This window comes from Klebsiella sp. C349492 (assembly GCF_042055345.1).
GTDB classification, from domain to species: Bacteria; Pseudomonadota; Gammaproteobacteria; order Enterobacterales; family Enterobacteriaceae; genus Klebsiella; species Klebsiella scottii.
In genome coordinates this window covers 161,759-175,247 of record NZ_JANQCE010000006.1, presented here as the reverse complement: position 1 = coordinate 175,247, position 13,489 = coordinate 161,759, and the positions used below count along the sequence as shown (strand labels likewise).

13 protein-coding genes are annotated in these 13,489 nt (G+C 60.6%); 2 read left to right on the top strand and 11 right to left on the bottom strand.

Annotated features, from left to right (window positions below):
* Nucleotides 1-118: 118 nt before the first annotated feature.
* The 5 genes from NWP14_RS20835 to NWP14_RS20815 all read right to left on the bottom strand — a co-directional run bounded on the left by NWP14_RS20835 (nt 119) and on the right by NWP14_RS20815 (nt 6,186).
* Nucleotides 119-898 (bottom strand): heme ABC transporter ATP-binding protein, encoded by a 780-nt coding sequence (locus NWP14_RS20835; protein ID WP_375215911.1) that lies wholly within the window; start codon nt 896-898, stop codon nt 119-121.
* Complete coding sequence (locus tag NWP14_RS20830; protein WP_095098526.1) at nt 891-1,886, bottom strand: iron ABC transporter permease; 996 nt, start codon at nt 1,884-1,886, stop codon at nt 891-893. The genes NWP14_RS20835 and NWP14_RS20830 overlap by 8 nt, the downstream gene beginning before the upstream one ends.
* Nucleotides 1,886-2,704 (bottom strand): hemin ABC transporter substrate-binding protein, encoded by an 819-nt coding sequence (locus tag NWP14_RS20825; protein WP_375215910.1) that lies wholly within the window; start codon nt 2,702-2,704, stop codon nt 1,886-1,888. The genes NWP14_RS20830 and NWP14_RS20825 overlap by 1 nt, the downstream gene beginning before the upstream one ends.
* Nucleotides 2,701-3,741 carry a hemin-degrading factor gene (locus tag NWP14_RS20820; protein ID WP_095098521.1) on the bottom strand — a complete coding sequence of 347 codons (1,041 nt, stop codon included), beginning with the start codon at nt 3,739-3,741 and terminating at the stop codon, nt 2,701-2,703. Before NWP14_RS20820 ends, NWP14_RS20825 begins: the two co-directional genes overlap by 4 nt.
* Nucleotides 3,742-3,813: 72 nt before the next feature.
* A complete protein-coding gene (locus tag NWP14_RS20815; protein ID WP_095098518.1) occupies nt 3,814-6,186 on the bottom strand; it encodes a TonB-dependent receptor domain-containing protein in 2,373 nt (790 codons plus the stop codon).
* A gap of 241 nt (nt 6,187-6,427) precedes the next feature.
* On the opposite strand from NWP14_RS20815, the gene NWP14_RS20810 reads away from it, so the two are divergent.
* Together NWP14_RS20810 and NWP14_RS20805 are read left to right on the top strand one after the other, a co-directional pair.
* Entirely contained in the window at nt 6,428-6,709 is a 282-nt protein-coding gene (locus NWP14_RS20810) for a SelT/SelW/SelH family protein (protein WP_133600372.1), read from the top strand.
* Between the two features lie 76 nt (nt 6,710-6,785).
* The gene (locus tag NWP14_RS20805; protein ID WP_375215909.1) at nt 6,786-7,130 is read left to right on the top strand and encodes a nitrous oxide-stimulated promoter family protein; all 345 of its coding nucleotides are present in this window, start codon (nt 6,786-6,788) and stop codon (nt 7,128-7,130) included.
* Between the two features lie 24 nt (nt 7,131-7,154).
* Here the strand turns inward: NWP14_RS20805 and sitD are convergent, their stop codons facing one another.
* The 6 genes from sitD to flhA form a co-directional block, all read right to left on the bottom strand.
* The gene (gene sitD / locus NWP14_RS20800; protein ID WP_095098510.1) at nt 7,155-8,009 is read right to left on the bottom strand and encodes an iron/manganese ABC transporter permease subunit SitD; all 855 of its coding nucleotides are present in this window, start codon (nt 8,007-8,009) and stop codon (nt 7,155-7,157) included.
* Nucleotides 8,003-8,851: an iron/manganese ABC transporter permease subunit SitC gene (gene sitC / locus NWP14_RS20795; protein ID WP_095098508.1), complete on the bottom strand. Its 849-nt coding sequence runs from the start codon at nt 8,849-8,851 to the stop codon at nt 8,003-8,005. The genes sitD and sitC overlap by 7 nt, the downstream gene beginning before the upstream one ends.
* Nucleotides 8,848-9,669: a manganese/iron ABC transporter ATP-binding protein gene (locus NWP14_RS20790; protein WP_095098505.1), complete on the bottom strand. Its 822-nt coding sequence runs from the start codon at nt 9,667-9,669 to the stop codon at nt 8,848-8,850. The genes sitC and NWP14_RS20790 overlap by 4 nt, the downstream gene beginning before the upstream one ends.
* The gene (locus NWP14_RS20785; RefSeq protein WP_095098502.1) at nt 9,666-10,583 is read right to left on the bottom strand and encodes a metal ABC transporter substrate-binding protein; all 918 of its coding nucleotides are present in this window, start codon (nt 10,581-10,583) and stop codon (nt 9,666-9,668) included. Before NWP14_RS20785 ends, NWP14_RS20790 begins: the two co-directional genes overlap by 4 nt.
* Before the next feature lie 279 nt (nt 10,584-10,862).
* On the bottom strand, nt 10,863-11,291 hold the full coding sequence (locus NWP14_RS20780) for a molybdopterin-binding protein (RefSeq protein WP_095098499.1): 429 nt from the start codon (nt 11,289-11,291) through the stop codon (nt 10,863-10,865).
* A 36-nt stretch (nt 11,292-11,327) separates the two neighbouring features.
* Nucleotides 11,328-13,400, bottom strand: coding sequence for a formate hydrogenlyase transcriptional activator FlhA (flhA, locus tag NWP14_RS20775; protein ID WP_375215908.1), 2,073 nt, complete (start codon nt 13,398-13,400; stop codon nt 11,328-11,330).
* Nucleotides 13,401-13,489: the final 89 nt, after the last annotated feature.

Genomic DNA, 13,489 nt, shown 5'->3' with positions numbered 1-13,489 from the left:
TGGAGAGACATCATAACGGAGATACGACTTTCAGGGAAAGTGACGAAACGAGATGCAGCGATCTGCGTTCCAGTTGCTAAAGCGGGTAGCGCGGACGAGCGCGCTACCCACGGCGGAATTATGGCGCCAGATAGACCTGGGGGATCGGGTGATCGGGGTGCTGGCCGGTGCGCACGTCGGCGCCGTACCAGCGGCTGATGATCGGCTGCTGTATCACCTCATGCGGCGTGCCTTCCGCCACCAGCTTTCCCTGATGCATCAGCAGGATATGGTCAGCCCATAGCGCAGCGAGGTTAAGATCGTGCAGCACGATGCAGACGTGCAGCAGGCCGCTGCGGGTCAGCCGTTTCAGCAGGCGCAGCAGGTGCTGCTGATAGTAAAGATCCAGCGCCGAGGTCGGCTCATCAAGAAACAGCCAGCCCTGCGGTGCGTCGTCGCGCCACAGCTGGGCGAGACAGCGGGCCAGCTGCACCCGCTGCTGCTCGCCGCCGGAGAGCGAAGGGTAGCGCCTGCCGGCCAGATGGTCGCAGCCGGTCTCCGCCATCACCCTGCGGACCGCCTTGAGGTCCGGGGTTTTGCCCCACGGGGAGCGTCCCATAGCGATCACCGTCTCAACGGGCCAGTCGGCGTGAAGCTGGGTACGCTGCAGCATCACCGCCCGACGGCGGGAGAGCGCCTCCGGCGTCCAGCTTTCCAGCGGTCGGCCCTCTACGCGCCGTTCGCCGCTGTCCGGGGTTAAAAAGCCGGTCAGCAGGCGGAGCAGGGTCGATTTGCCCGCGCCGTTCGGGCCAATCAGCGCCGTCATTCCGGCCGCGCTCAGCTGCAGTGAAATATCGTCAATCAGCAGGCGTTGGCCGACGCGCAGCGACAGCGAGCGGGCGATATAGCTGTTATCCATTGATCGTCCTCTGCTGGCGGAAAATAAGCCATAAAAACCACGGCGCGCCGAGCATGCTGGTCAGCAGGCCGACCGGCATTTCGGCGGGAGCGGCGACGGTGCGGGCGAGGGTATCGGCGAGGAGCAGTAAAATCGCGCCGGCGAGCAGCGAGCCGGGGACCAGGCCGCGATGGTCCGGCCCCAGCCACATCCGCATCAGATGCGGAACCACCAGGCCAATAAAGCCGATCACTCCGCTGATGGCTACCGATGCCGCCACCAGCAGCGCGCTGCACAGCAGCAGAAGCCGCTGCAGCGCCCGGACGTTGACCCCAAGGTAGTGCGCTTCCTCATCGCCAAGCTGCAGCAAATTGAGGCGCGAGGCCATCAGCCATACCGCCGCTGACGCCGGGACCATCAGCGTGGCCGCCACCAGCAGCGTAGACCACTCCGCCTGGCCGAGGCTGCCCATCCCCCACAGGGAAAGCTGGCGCAGCTGGGTATCGTTGCTTATCCACGCCAGCGCGCCCACCAGCGCGCCGCACAGCGCGTTGATGGCAATCCCGACCAGCAGCAGGCGCGACAGCGAGCCGTCGCCGGCCCGGCTGAGGATAAAAATCACCACCATAACCGCCATGCTGCCGATAAAGGCCGCCAGCATCGGCGCATACAGCGCCACCAGTACCGGCACCGACAGCGGCAGCACCAGCCAGCAGGCTACCGCCAGCGCCGCGCCGCTGCTGATCCCCAGCAGGCCCGGGTCGGCGAGCGGGTTGCGAAACAGCCCCTGCATCACGCAGCCGGAGAGCGCCAGCGCGGCGCCCACCAGCAGCGCCAGCAGCACGCGAGGCAGACGGATCGTCAGCCAGATATGGCGCAGCACCTCATCTCCTGACGGCCACAGGCTGGCGAGCGGCAGACGCATCGCCCCGAGGGTGGTGGCGAACAGCGTCAGTCCTGCCAGCAGCAACAGCATTAGCCACAGAGTACGGGCGGGAGCGGCACGCATCAGGGCAGCTGCTCCGCTTTTTGCCGCAGCGTGATGACCGCCTGCGGCGTGCGTGGGCCAAACCCGAGCAGCGCCATATCGTCAATCACCAGCACCTGCTTATGGCGGCCCGCCGGGGTTTGCGCCAGGCCGGGGAGTTTCCACAGTCCCGCTTCGCCCCCCATGCCGTTAAGCCCGTCGGCGGAGATGACCACCAGGTCCGGCAGGCTGGCGACCACGCCCTCCTGGGACATGCTGCGGTAGTGGTCGAAGCCCTGCATCGCGTTCTGCAGGCCGGCGGCGCGGATCGCGCCGTCAGCCGCCGTCTGCTTCCCGGCAACCAGCGTGTTCATCCCGCCGTGGCTGAGAATAAACAGCACCCGCTTGTTAAGCGGCTGGGTGGGGATTTGCGCGATCTGCTGGTGCAGCTTCTGCAGCAGCGCATCGCCCTGTTCCTGTTTGCCTAAGGCATCAGCAATCGTGGCGACCTTTTTATCAATTGACGCCAGGCTGTAGCCCCCCGGCACGTCAATAACCTTCACGCTGCTTTCCTGCACCTTTTTTAGCACCAGCGAAGGCTGGGCCTGGGCGCTGGCCAGCACGAGGGTCGGACGTAGCGAGAGGATCCCTTCGGCGTTGAGCTGGCGCAGATAGCCCACGTCCGGCAGCGACTGCGCCTCGGCGGGCCAGGTGCTGGTGCTGTCTTTGGCGACCAGCTGCTGCTGGGCATTGAGGGCGTAAACCACTTCGGTGACGTCGCCGCCGAGAGAGATGATGCGTTCGGCGGCGGCGCTGGCAACCAGCGGCAAGACCGTCAACAGTACGAGCCAGCGTTTCATGCGGTCTGTCCTTCCGTCGTCAGACGGTCAACCTGGCTGCGCCACTGCTCCTGCTCCGGGTGGCCTTCGCTGCGCTGGCCGAAGAGCTGGGCGATCTGCGTGCCGTCTTTGGCGAACAGCTCGACGCTGGTGACGTGACCGTCAGTGGTCGGCTTGCGGGTCACCCAAACCTCGTCAACGCTGTCTTCGCGCAGGTGCAGCGTAAAGGTGCTGTTGAAAATATTGAGCCAGCCGCGCATCGGCAGCAGCTTTTCGATCGCGCCGGTAAAAATTTGCACGCAGCCGCGGTTGCCGACGAAAATCATAATTTCGTTGCCCTCTTCGCGGATGGCGCCCAGCAGGCGCGGCAGGGCATCGTTTTCAATGCGGCAGGCGAGGTCGTCGCTCACCGCCCGGAAAGCCTGCTGGCGCGACAGATTATGCTTTCTCAGCAGGACGAAGAACTGGTGCACATCGGTCATCGCGCGCCACTCGCTCTCCAGCGCGGCGCCGTCGACGGTGTCTGCATATTTTGCGATCTCGACGGGACGAATCGCCAGCGGCGTCGGCGCGTTCTGGGTGTGCTCAGCAATCAGCGCGTCCCAGGCGGCCATATCGGTTTGTTCGGTGGCGTAGACCTTCAGCAGCGCGTCGCCGTGATGATCGAAGAACTGAATGCTCTGGCGATCGTTGTCGGTCAGGTGGAAAGCGCTGGCCCACTGGCTGAGAAACAGGCGCAGGTCGAGGGCCCGCGGGTTGAGCACCAGCCCGGCGTGGCCGTTGAGGTGCTGGTGGGTAAATTCGCCGACCTGCTCGTGTACCGCATATTCGTTGCGGCAGATACACTTCGTTTCGCCGACGGCTTCCAGCGCGGCCAGGATAGCGCGCGCGTCGTCCTGCAGGCGCACGGCATCGTAGCCGAGGCGGGCTTCGGTCAGTTCGGCTTCGCTAATCCCCATTTCGGCGGCGATATCGCGGGCGTATTTGGCGGAGGATTGCGCTTTAGTGGTCAGATAGCGCTGCCACAGCGGGGCAGGTTGATGTTGAGCGTCTCGCATAATTCACATCCTTCTCTACGATGAGTAACCCCGGCACGATGGCCGGGGGCAGGTTTCTTATTATTGGATCTATCAAAAATCGACGTTCACGCCCAGCTGCCAGGTACGGCCAGGCATCGTCGCCAGCGCTTTGTCATTGGCATCCTGGTTGGTCGATGTCTCGATATTACGGCTACTCAGGTAATCCCAGTATTTACGATCGGTAATGTTGTAAACCCCGCCGTTCAGGCGCACGTTCTTCGCCACCTGCCAGTAAGCGGTCCAGTCGAGCATGCCGTAGCCAGGCACGCGCATATATTCGCTGGTGGAATCTGTGATCGCCGAGCCGGTGTTGGTATAGCTTTCGCGGTTGGTGGTGCTGGCGCGTTTGCCCTTAACAAAGGTCGCGGTCAGCGCGGTACCGTACACTTTTGCCGGGTCGTCCCAGGCCACGCCGACGATAGCCTTCATTGGCGCGACGCTATCGAGGTCGACGTACTTGTCGCCGTTATAGCTGGACTTCGATTTCCCTTCGCTATAGCCGTAGGCGAGGGTGGCGCTCAGGCCGTTAACCTCTTCAAACCAGGTGCCAAAGTTAAATTTGGCGCTGATTTCGCCGCCGTAGATATAGGCCTTATCGCGGTTTTCCGCCTGATAAATGGTATAGATATTCGATGGTACGTTGGTGAATTGGTCCGGGTTGCCGGAGCGCGTGTAGCGGCTATAGGCGATAAAGTTTTTATAGCTGTTGTAGAACAGCGCGGTACGCATGGTGATGCCTTCCGTCACCTCGCCTTTCATCCCCCACTCGAAGTTATCGCTGGTTTCGGTTTTCAGATCGGTATTGCCGATCAGCGCGTACTGCGCCCGTCCGGCATAGCTGGAGCCGAGGTTCCATGAGCCGTACAGCTGGCTGGCGTTCGGGAACTGCGCGCCGCGCTGGTACTGCAGGTAGGTCATCAGGCGCGGAGTCATATCGTACTGCAGGGTCAGCGACGGCAGCGCCTGGGTATCGGAGTTCTTACCGTACAGCGTCGAGACGGCGGAGCCGGTCAGCACGCTGCTGTTGGTGGTCAGATCCGAGAGGTTCTCAGGCTTGGTCGATTGGTGCACTACGCGAATACCCGGGATCACGGCGAAGTTATGGCTGTCGAGATCGAAGTTAATCTTATCCTGCACGAAGCCGGCGATGACGTAGCCGCGGCTATCAGCTTCCGGCTGCATGATCGCGCTGTAGACGCTCGGTACCGGCGACTGGCTGAACGGACGCTGGGTTTTGGTGGTGCTGGCGTTGAGGCCGCCGCTCAGGTCATGACGGCCCACGGATTTGGCCAGCGCGGTCTGGAATCCCCAGGTGTCGGTGTCAAAGTTCGAGTTCACGGTCTCCATTGCCAGGGAGGTGCTATCCGGCATATAGGTCCAGTCATGGGCCTCGGTATGCTGGTAGTAGACCTTAGTCGACACGCTATCGATATAGTCGTTCATCGGCGTCCAGTCGTCTTTCAGGCTCAGGCCCCAGCGACGCGTCTGGCTGGTCTGGTTGGCGGTGCCGATAACGCTGCCGCCGCTGGAGTCCCAGGTGTCGTAGTGCGTATGGTTGGTTTTATGGTAGTAATCGAAGGTGCCGGTCAGCTTATGCTCTTCATTTGGCTGCCAGATCCCGGAGGTCATAAAGGCGTCGGAGTGCCAGTTGGCCGGATATGAATCGACGGTTCCGCTGTTATTTTCCGTTTCCTGGCCGTCGCGACGGCTGTAGACGAAGATCCCGCGCAGGGTCTCATCGCCGCCGGCGATGGTGACGCCGTTGTGCCAGCTGCGGTCGGCGGAGTCGTAGCCGCTGCGGTAGCCAAAGGCGCTGGTTTTACCCGAGTGCAGATAGTCATCGGCAGATTTCGGACGGAAAGAGACGTTACCGCCGATGGAGCTGTTGGCCGTTTCGGTAGAGGTGGCGCCGGACTGAATATTGATGCTGCCGTACATGTACGGGTCAATGTAGTCGCGGCCGATGCCGAAGGTGTTGAGGCCCGCTCGGCTGACGTAGCTGCGTCCGGTCGCGTTCGGCTGGGCAATGCCGTCGACGTCGATGCCGACGCGGTTGCTCTCCATGCCGCGAATGTTGTAGCCGGTATAGCCGCCGCGGTCGAAGCCGCTTTTACCGTTGCCCGATCCGCCGCTGGCGCCGGTGGCGCCAATCAGCGGTTCATAGCGCATGATGGAGCCAAAATCTTTCGCGCCTTTATCCTGCAGATCCTGGGCGCTAACGGAGTGTTCGCTGCCTGCTTTCAGCTCGGGCGCGGGTGCGGTCACGGTCATCAGCTCCGAACTATCATCGGATGATGCATCGCTGGTGAGATTTTTATTGGTGCTGTCAGCCGCCCCGGCGGAGGTCTGATAAATTGCTGCGAGCAAAGAAGTCACCAGCAGGCTTTTTTTAAACCATGCCGTTGATTGAGTGGATTTGTACATAGTAGCCACGCCTTGATAATTATTAGTATCGGCTCACGCGTTACTTCCAGATTTGTCGATTCACCCCGTTATTTCCCTGCGCTGGCGAATTCATTCCCTGTAATTTTGCGAATACTAATGATAAGTATTACCATTTGCAACTAATTCATTATATCTCCACATTTTATTCATAAAGTTGCTTACAATTCGGCTTAACGATTAACTAACCTGATCATTCAGGTAGGAACTATTGAGGATAACAATGACTAAGCGCGCCATTACCATCACCTACTGCTCCCAGTGCAACTGGATGCTGCGCGCCAGCTGGATGGCGCAGGAGCTGCTGCACACCTTCAGCACCGATATCGGCTCGGTAACGCTGGTGCCGGGAACCGGGGGAATATTCACCATCACCGTAGACGATGTGCAAATCTGGGATCGCAAACAGGACGACGGTTTCCCCGATGCGGCGGAGCTCAAGCGTCGGGTACGCGACGTCTGCTTCCCGGAAAAACCGCTGGGGCACGTGGATAAGCCGGCCTAATCCTCAGGGAGTAACCGGCTGCGCCGCGCCGCCTTAAGGTGTATTATAGGTGCATCTTTGTTGCCGGGGGCAGGCTATGGCGGGTAAACGTATCGATCGCGAAAAAGAGACCATCAGCAGGATGATTTCGCTCTATCGGCGCCGCTGCCCGGAGGCTACAGGCGATGTGGAGCACTATCAGGCGCTCAATGCCTATGCCGACAAGCGGCTGGATAAATGCGTGTTTGGTGAAGAAAAGCCGGCCTGCAAGCAGTGCCCGGTGCACTGCTATCAGCCGGCAAAACGCGAAGAGATGAAGCAGATCATGCGCTGGGCGGGGCCGCGAATGCTCTGGCGCCACCCGATATTAACCATTCGTCATCTGATTGATGACCGGCGCCCGGTACCCGAGCTGCCGGAAAAATACCGGCCAAAAAAATAGCCGGCGCTTTTCCAGGCAGTGGCGCTAGCCGCGGCCCTCGACCTCTGCGGAGTCGGCCTGCGTCTGGCTATCGCGCATCGAAGTATAAACGAACGTAATGATAAACAGCGCGGTGAACAGCACCACGATGGTGGGCGCCGGGGCGCTATCGAGATAAAACGACAGCCAGACGCCGCCCAGCGAACAGCTCACGGCGAGCGCCACCGCCAGCAGCAGCGCGCTGATAAAGCGCCGCGTCAGCAGCAGCGCGATAGCGCCCGGCGCTATCAGCAGCGAAATCGACAGAATAATCCCCACCGCTTTCAGCGTCGCGACGATAGTCAGCGCAATCATACACAGCAGCCCGTAGTGCAGCAGCCCGCAGCGTAAACCGCTGGCCTTGGCCTGATGCGGGTCGAAGGCGTGCAGCAGAAAATCGCGCCACTTCAGCCCAATAATCAGCGCAATAGCCAGCGCGATCAGCGACGTTTGCGCGATATCGCTCGCGGAGATGCCCAGCATATCGCCGAACAGAATATGGTCGAGATGAATCTCGGACTGAATGGCGACGTATAGCACCAGCCCTGCGCCAAACATGCCGGAAAAGACGATCCCCATGATCGTGTCGCGCTTGATGCGGCTATTGTCATCAAGATAGCCGGTGGCAATGGCGCAGAACAGCCCGGCAATAAAGGCGCCGATGGCGAATGGAATGCCGACGATGTACGCCACCACCACCCCCGGAAACACCGCGTGGCTCATGGCATCGCCCATCAGCGCCCAGCCTTTAAGCACCAAAAACACCGACAGCAGGGCGCAGGGGACGGCAACGATAGCCGCCACCAGCATGGCGTTAATCATAAAAGAGAACTGGAACGGTTCGAGCAGAGCGGTCAGCATGAGGCCTCCCTGGCGCGACGGCGGCTGGCAAGCAGGCCGTGCTTTGGCGCGAAGATAAATGCCGCCAGAAACAGCAGCGTTTGGGCCACCACGATAATGCCGCCAGTGGCGCCGTCCAGATAGTAGCTCAGCCAGGCGCCGAAGAAGCTGGTCAGGCTGCCGATGGCGACGGCAATCGCCAGCAGGCGCGGAAAGCGGTCGGTGAGTAGCCAGGCGGTGGCGCCGGGGGTGACCACCAGGCAAATCACCAGAAACGCGCCCACGGTTTGCAGCGCCGCAACGGTACAGGCCGCCAGCAGGGTGAAGAACAGCAGCTTGAGTCCGGTGGTGTTCAGGCCGATGGAGCGAGCGTGGCTTTCATCGAAAAAGGTCACCATCAGATCTTTCCATTTCAGCAGCAGGATGACTATCGAAATAAAGCCAATCGCCGCCAGCTGGATAATATCCTCCGGGGCAATCGCCAGAATATTGCCAAGGATAATGGTCTGAATATTTACCGAGGTCGGGTTGAGCGACACCATAAACAGCCCGATACCGAAGAAGGAGGAGAAAATCAGCCCGATAATGGCATCCTCCTTGAGCTTTGAGCGCTGGTTGAGAAACAGCATGCTGCCCGCCGCCAGCCCGCCGGAGAGAAAGGCGCCCAGCGCAAAGGGCAGGCCGAGCATATAGGCTCCCGCCACGCCGGGGACGATCGAGTGGGAAAGGGCATCGCCAATCAGCGACCAGCCTTTAAGCATCAGGTAGCACGAGAGAAATGCGCACACGCCGCCGACCAGCGCGGAGACCCACATCGCGTTCAGCATATACTGATAGCCAAACGGCTCGATCAGCCAGTTCATCCTTCGCCTCCCGTCGCCCGGCGGCTGATAAACGGCCGTTCATCGTCGGTAATGATGCGATCCTCGCCGCCTTTCAGCACCACGTGGCGTAGCACGCCGCTAAAGGCAAGCTCCAGATTCTCGGCGGTAAAGGTGGTCTCGGTTGGGCCGCTCGCGAGAACGGTGCCTTTGACCATCACGGTGTAGTCGCAAAACTCGCTGACCGAACCGAGATTGTGGGTTGAGACCAGCATGGTGCAGCCTTCATCGCGCAGCTCCCGCAGCAGGGCGATGATCCGCGCTTCGGTCTGTACGTCGACGCCGGTAAAGGGTTCATCCAGCAGGATCACCTTGCCCTGCTGGGCGATGGCTCTGGCAAGGAACACGCGCTTCTTCTGCCCGCCGGAGAGTTCGCCGATCTGCCGCTGGCGGTATTCGCTCATGCCTACGCGCGCCAGCGCCGCGTCAACGATCTCGTGGTCGCGAGCCTTTGCCCGCCGCAGCCAGCCCATATGGCCGTAGCGTCCCATCATCACTACGTCCTCCACCAGCACCGGGAACGACCAGTCGACCTCTTCGGACTGTGGGACGTAGGCCACCAGATTTTGCCGCAGCGCCTGGTTGACCGGCCGGCCGAGAATCGCAATATCGCCGCGCGCCAGGCGCACGAAGCCCATCAGCGCTTTAAACAGGGTCGATTTCCCCGAGCCGTTCACCCCAACCAGCGCGGCAATCGAACCCTGCGGGACGCTGAAGGAGGCATCCCGCAGCGCGGTATGGCCGTTGCGGTAGGTTACGCTGACCCGATCGATGACCAGCCCCGCCGTCCCTGCGCTCATGGCTGTTTCCTCAGGCCATCGTTGATGCCCTGGACGATGGTTTGCGTGGTCACCCGCAGCAGATCGAGATAGGTAGGTACCGGGCCGTCGGCGGTGCTCAGGGAGTCAACGTAGAGCACGCCGCCGTAGTGGGCGCCGGCTTCGCGCGCGACCTGGCGCGCCGGCTTATCGGAGATGGTGCTTTCGCTGAAGATGGTCGGGATATGCTCTTTTTTCATGGTGTCGATGGTTTTACGCACCTGCTGCGGCGTGCCCTGCTGGTCGGCGTTAATCGGCCATAAATAGCGCTCCTGCAGGCCGTTATCGCGGGCGAGGTAGGAGAATGCGCCTTCGCTGGTGACCAGCCAGCGCTTATCTTCCGGCAGTTTCGCCAGCTGCGCTTTCAGCGGCGCCATGGTCTGGCGGATTTTTTCCTTGTAGGCCTCGGCGTTGCGGCGATAGACGTCGGCGTTGTCCGGATCGTATTTCACCAGCGCGTCGCGGATGTTATCGACGTAGATTAAGGCGTTGTCCGCCGACATCCACGCATGCGGGTTGGGCTTGCCGTTATAGGGGCCGTCGCTGATGCCCATCGGCTGAATGCCGTTGCTGACCACCACTTCCGGCACGCCGTTTAAATGCTGGTAGAAGCGGGCGAACCACAGTTCGAGATTCAGACCGTTGGCGAGAATGAGCTGCGCTCCCTGGGCGCGCTTGATATCACCGGGCGTGGGCTGATACTCATGGATCTCGGCCCCCGGTTTGGTAATTGAACTCACCTCGGCGGCATCGCCGGCCACGTTCTGCGCCATATCGGCGATCACCGTAAAGGTGGTGATGACCTTAAATTTATCTTTCGCCTGCGCGGGGGCGACGGCGAGGATCGCCAGAGTAGCGGCAAACATCAGGTGTTTCAGCGGTGGCAGGTGCAGCATAGGTTCCCTCACAACGTTGCGATTAATTAATCATCATTTATAGCCTGTGCTATGTTATATAGCACAGGCTATTGATAAATGAAAATGATTATTATTTAGATGGTGGGCGAATAATGAGCGTGGAAACGATAGATCGGCATAGCGGCGGAGGGGAAACGGGCGCGAAATCGACGCCCGATCGGCGCAGCGCCAGCGGAAAAATGCCGAAAGGCGCTGCTGACGCGGAGGTTTGCAATGAACGCTGTTTCACTCAAAGTGAAGCAGCGCTTTGAGTCTGACTCAGGCGCGGGTTGCGAGGAGGATCGCCGATGCTTTGATCAGCGCAATCACGCGGCTGCCCTGCGCGAGCTTCATTTCCTGCTGGCTTTCGTTGGTGACGACAGCGACAATCTCAAAACCCGCATCGGTTTTAATATGTACGGTGTCGTTGACCGCGCCTTCCGTTACGCGGGTCACGCTGCCGGCAAACTGGTTGCGTGCGGAGAACTTCAGGCCGCAATCCTCGGTCGCGAGGGTGACCCACGGCGCTTTAATCAGCGCAATGGCCTCTTTTCCTGCGACCAGGCCCAGCGCTTCCTTGCTGCTGTGGGTGACAATTGCCACCAGCTTTGCGCCGCCCGCGAGGGTTAATTCAACCTCATCGTTAACTGCGCCCGTGGCTACCGCGCTGACCGTGCCGGTGAGCTGATTACGTGCTGATACCGCCATAGAATCTCCTTGTACCTGGTTGAGTGCGTGTCGGACCTATACTAGCTCATCTTTTGTAATACCCAATCTTTTCATCCGCGACAGCAGGGTCGTGCGCTTTAGGCCCAGACGCTGGGCGGCGCCTTTGGGGCCGGCAACCACGCCGTTGCTCTCTTTCAGCACGCGGACGATAAGCTGATACTCGTCTTCGCCCTCCTGCGGCAGAATTTCTGCCGCCATCGGTTCCGGATCGCTGTTCAGCTCGGGCATGGATAGCTGCAGCACGCTGCCGCGGGTCAGCAGCACCGCGCGCTCAATGACGTTTTCCAGCTCGCGGACGTTGCCCGGCCACTCCATGCGGCTTAGGGTACGCAGGGTTTCAGCCGGAATGCTGTCGATATTGCGCCCAAGACGGCGGGCAATTTTAAAGGTGAAGGCTTTGACCAGCAGCGGAATATCATCCGGACGTTCGCGCAGCGGCGGGATATGGATCGGGAAAACGTTGAGCCGGTAGTAGAGATCGCTGCGGAACTCGCGATCGGCGACCATCTGCCTGAGATCGCGGTTGGTCGCGGCGATCAGCCGCACGTCGGTGCGGATCAGCTTATTGCTGCCGAGGCGCTCAAACTCCTGCTCCTGCAGCACGCGCAGCAGCTTCGGCTGGAGCTCAACCGGCATATCGCCGACCTCATCGAGAAACAGCGAGCTTTTGTCCGCCAGCTCAAAACGACCGATACGCTGGGCGCTGGCGCCGGTAAAGGCTCCGCGCTCGTGGCCGAAGAGGTCGCTTTCCAGCAGCCCGGCGGGCATCGCCGCGCAGTTCATTTTCACCATTCGCCGGGCGTTGCGGCCGCTGAGGTTATGGATCGCGCGGGCAATCAGCTCCTTACCGGTGCCGGTTTCGCCGAGGATTAGCACGGTGCTGTCGCTGTGCGCCACCATTTCGACCTGCTTGAGCACGCTGTGCATCGCTTCGCTGCGGCCGATTATCTCGCCAAACTCGCTCTCGACGTTGTTCAACTGCTCGGTCAGCGCGAGGTTCTCATCAACCAGCCGCTCTTTCAGACGCTGGATCTCGCGATACGCCAGCGCGTTATCGACGGCGATCGATACGCGCTCGGCAATCTGGCGCAGCAGCTTGAGGTTGGTGGTGGTGAAGACCTTCTCATCGCACTGCGCCAGCTTCAGGACCCCAAGCAGGGTATTGCCGGACATCAGCGGCAGCAGGCACAGGGTCTGAATCTGGTTACCCCACATCTCGAAGAGCATTTTTTCGTACGGCGCCAGGGAGTCGTGTTCGTGCAAATTGAGCAGCAGCATCTCTTTGCTTTTAAACACCCGCTCGGTCAGCGTTCCGGCCTCGTTGACCTCGCTTTGGTCGTGCACCGGATGGCTGGCGTCGAGGTAGTGGGTCGAGTAGATATTCAGCTTGCCTTTGCGGCCGCTGCGCAGCACCACGCTAATGGCGTCGATGCGGAAATAGCGGTGGATCTCTTTGGCGACCTCGCTGACCAGCTCATCGATATCCAGACGGGAGAGCACGGCGTTGGTGATGGCAACCAGAATGCGGAAGTTATCGCGCTCGTGGCACAGCAGATCGTAATCAACGTTATTGCTGACCCGGCTCTGGATCTGCTCGGTGACCACGGCGACGATCTGCGTGAAGGTATGCAGGCGCTGATACTCTTTTTCCGTCCACGGACGCGCATCGTTGCGGATAAATTCGCAGCCGCCGAAGATGCGGCCCTCTGCTGCCAGCGGCAGCAGGCAGTAATGGCCGAACGACGGGTACAGGCCGCTATCGGCCAGCAGCGGCCAGGCTTCGACAAAGGTGGCGCGATCGCAGTGCAGCGCGTCGGGGCGCGAAAGCAGGCGCCGCACCGGCCCGTGCGCCAGCACGGTCTCATCTTCGTAGCTCACCGGCAGGCCCGCTTCGTCGCAGGCGTATCTTGCCGCGCGGTGGTTGCCGGCGTTCCAGAGAATAATAGCGGCGCGATCCGCCAGCGCAGATTGCCGGACCAGACGCGTCAGCGTTTCGCTCAGCGCGGCCAGATCGGGCTGCTGTAATAAAACACGGGTGATGTCGAACAGACCCTGCTGCCCGAAATCGCCCAACGGTGTATACGACATTGCTTACGTCCAAAAAGCGCCGACAAAGCAGCGCATAAGAAAGTGATGACATAAATATACCCGTCATACTTCAAGTTGCATTTGCGTGG

Bases quoted from the DNA above. Each gene is read 5' to 3' on its own strand.
- NWP14_RS20820 (WP_095098521.1), bottom strand. From the start codon at position 3,741: ATGCGAGACGCTCAACATCAACCTGCCCCGCTGTGGCAGCGCTATCTG.
- NWP14_RS20830 (WP_095098526.1), bottom strand. From the start codon at position 1,886: ATGCGTGCCGCTCCCGCCCGTACTCTGTGGCTAATGCTGTTGCTGCTG.
- NWP14_RS20785 (WP_095098502.1), bottom strand. From the start codon at position 10,583: ATGCTGCACCTGCCACCGCTGAAACACCTGATGTTTGCCGCTACTCTG.
- NWP14_RS20825 (WP_375215910.1), bottom strand. From the start codon at position 2,704: ATGAAACGCTGGCTCGTACTGTTGACGGTCTTGCCGCTGGTTGCCAGC.
- sitC (WP_095098508.1), bottom strand. From the start codon at position 8,851: ATGAACTGGCTGATCGAGCCGTTTGGCTATCAGTATATGCTGAACGCG.
- NWP14_RS20790 (WP_095098505.1), bottom strand. From the start codon at position 9,669: ATGAGCGCAGGGACGGCGGGGCTGGTCATCGATCGGGTCAGCGTAACC.
- NWP14_RS20780 (WP_095098499.1), bottom strand. From the start codon at position 11,291: ATGGCGGTATCAGCACGTAATCAGCTCACCGGCACGGTCAGCGCGGTA.
- NWP14_RS20815 (WP_095098518.1), bottom strand. From the start codon at position 6,186: ATGTACAAATCCACTCAATCAACGGCATGGTTTAAAAAAAGCCTGCTG.
- NWP14_RS20810 (WP_133600372.1), top strand. From the start codon at position 6,428: ATGACTAAGCGCGCCATTACCATCACCTACTGCTCCCAGTGCAACTGG.
- NWP14_RS20805 (WP_375215909.1), top strand. From the start codon at position 6,786: ATGGCGGGTAAACGTATCGATCGCGAAAAAGAGACCATCAGCAGGATG.
- flhA (WP_375215908.1), bottom strand. From the start codon at position 13,400: ATGTCGTATACACCGTTGGGCGATTTCGGGCAGCAGGGTCTGTTCGAC.
- sitD (WP_095098510.1), bottom strand. From the start codon at position 8,009: ATGCTGACCGCTCTGCTCGAACCGTTCCAGTTCTCTTTTATGATTAAC.
- NWP14_RS20835 (WP_375215911.1), bottom strand. From the start codon at position 898: ATGGATAACAGCTATATCGCCCGCTCGCTGTCGCTGCGCGTCGGCCAA.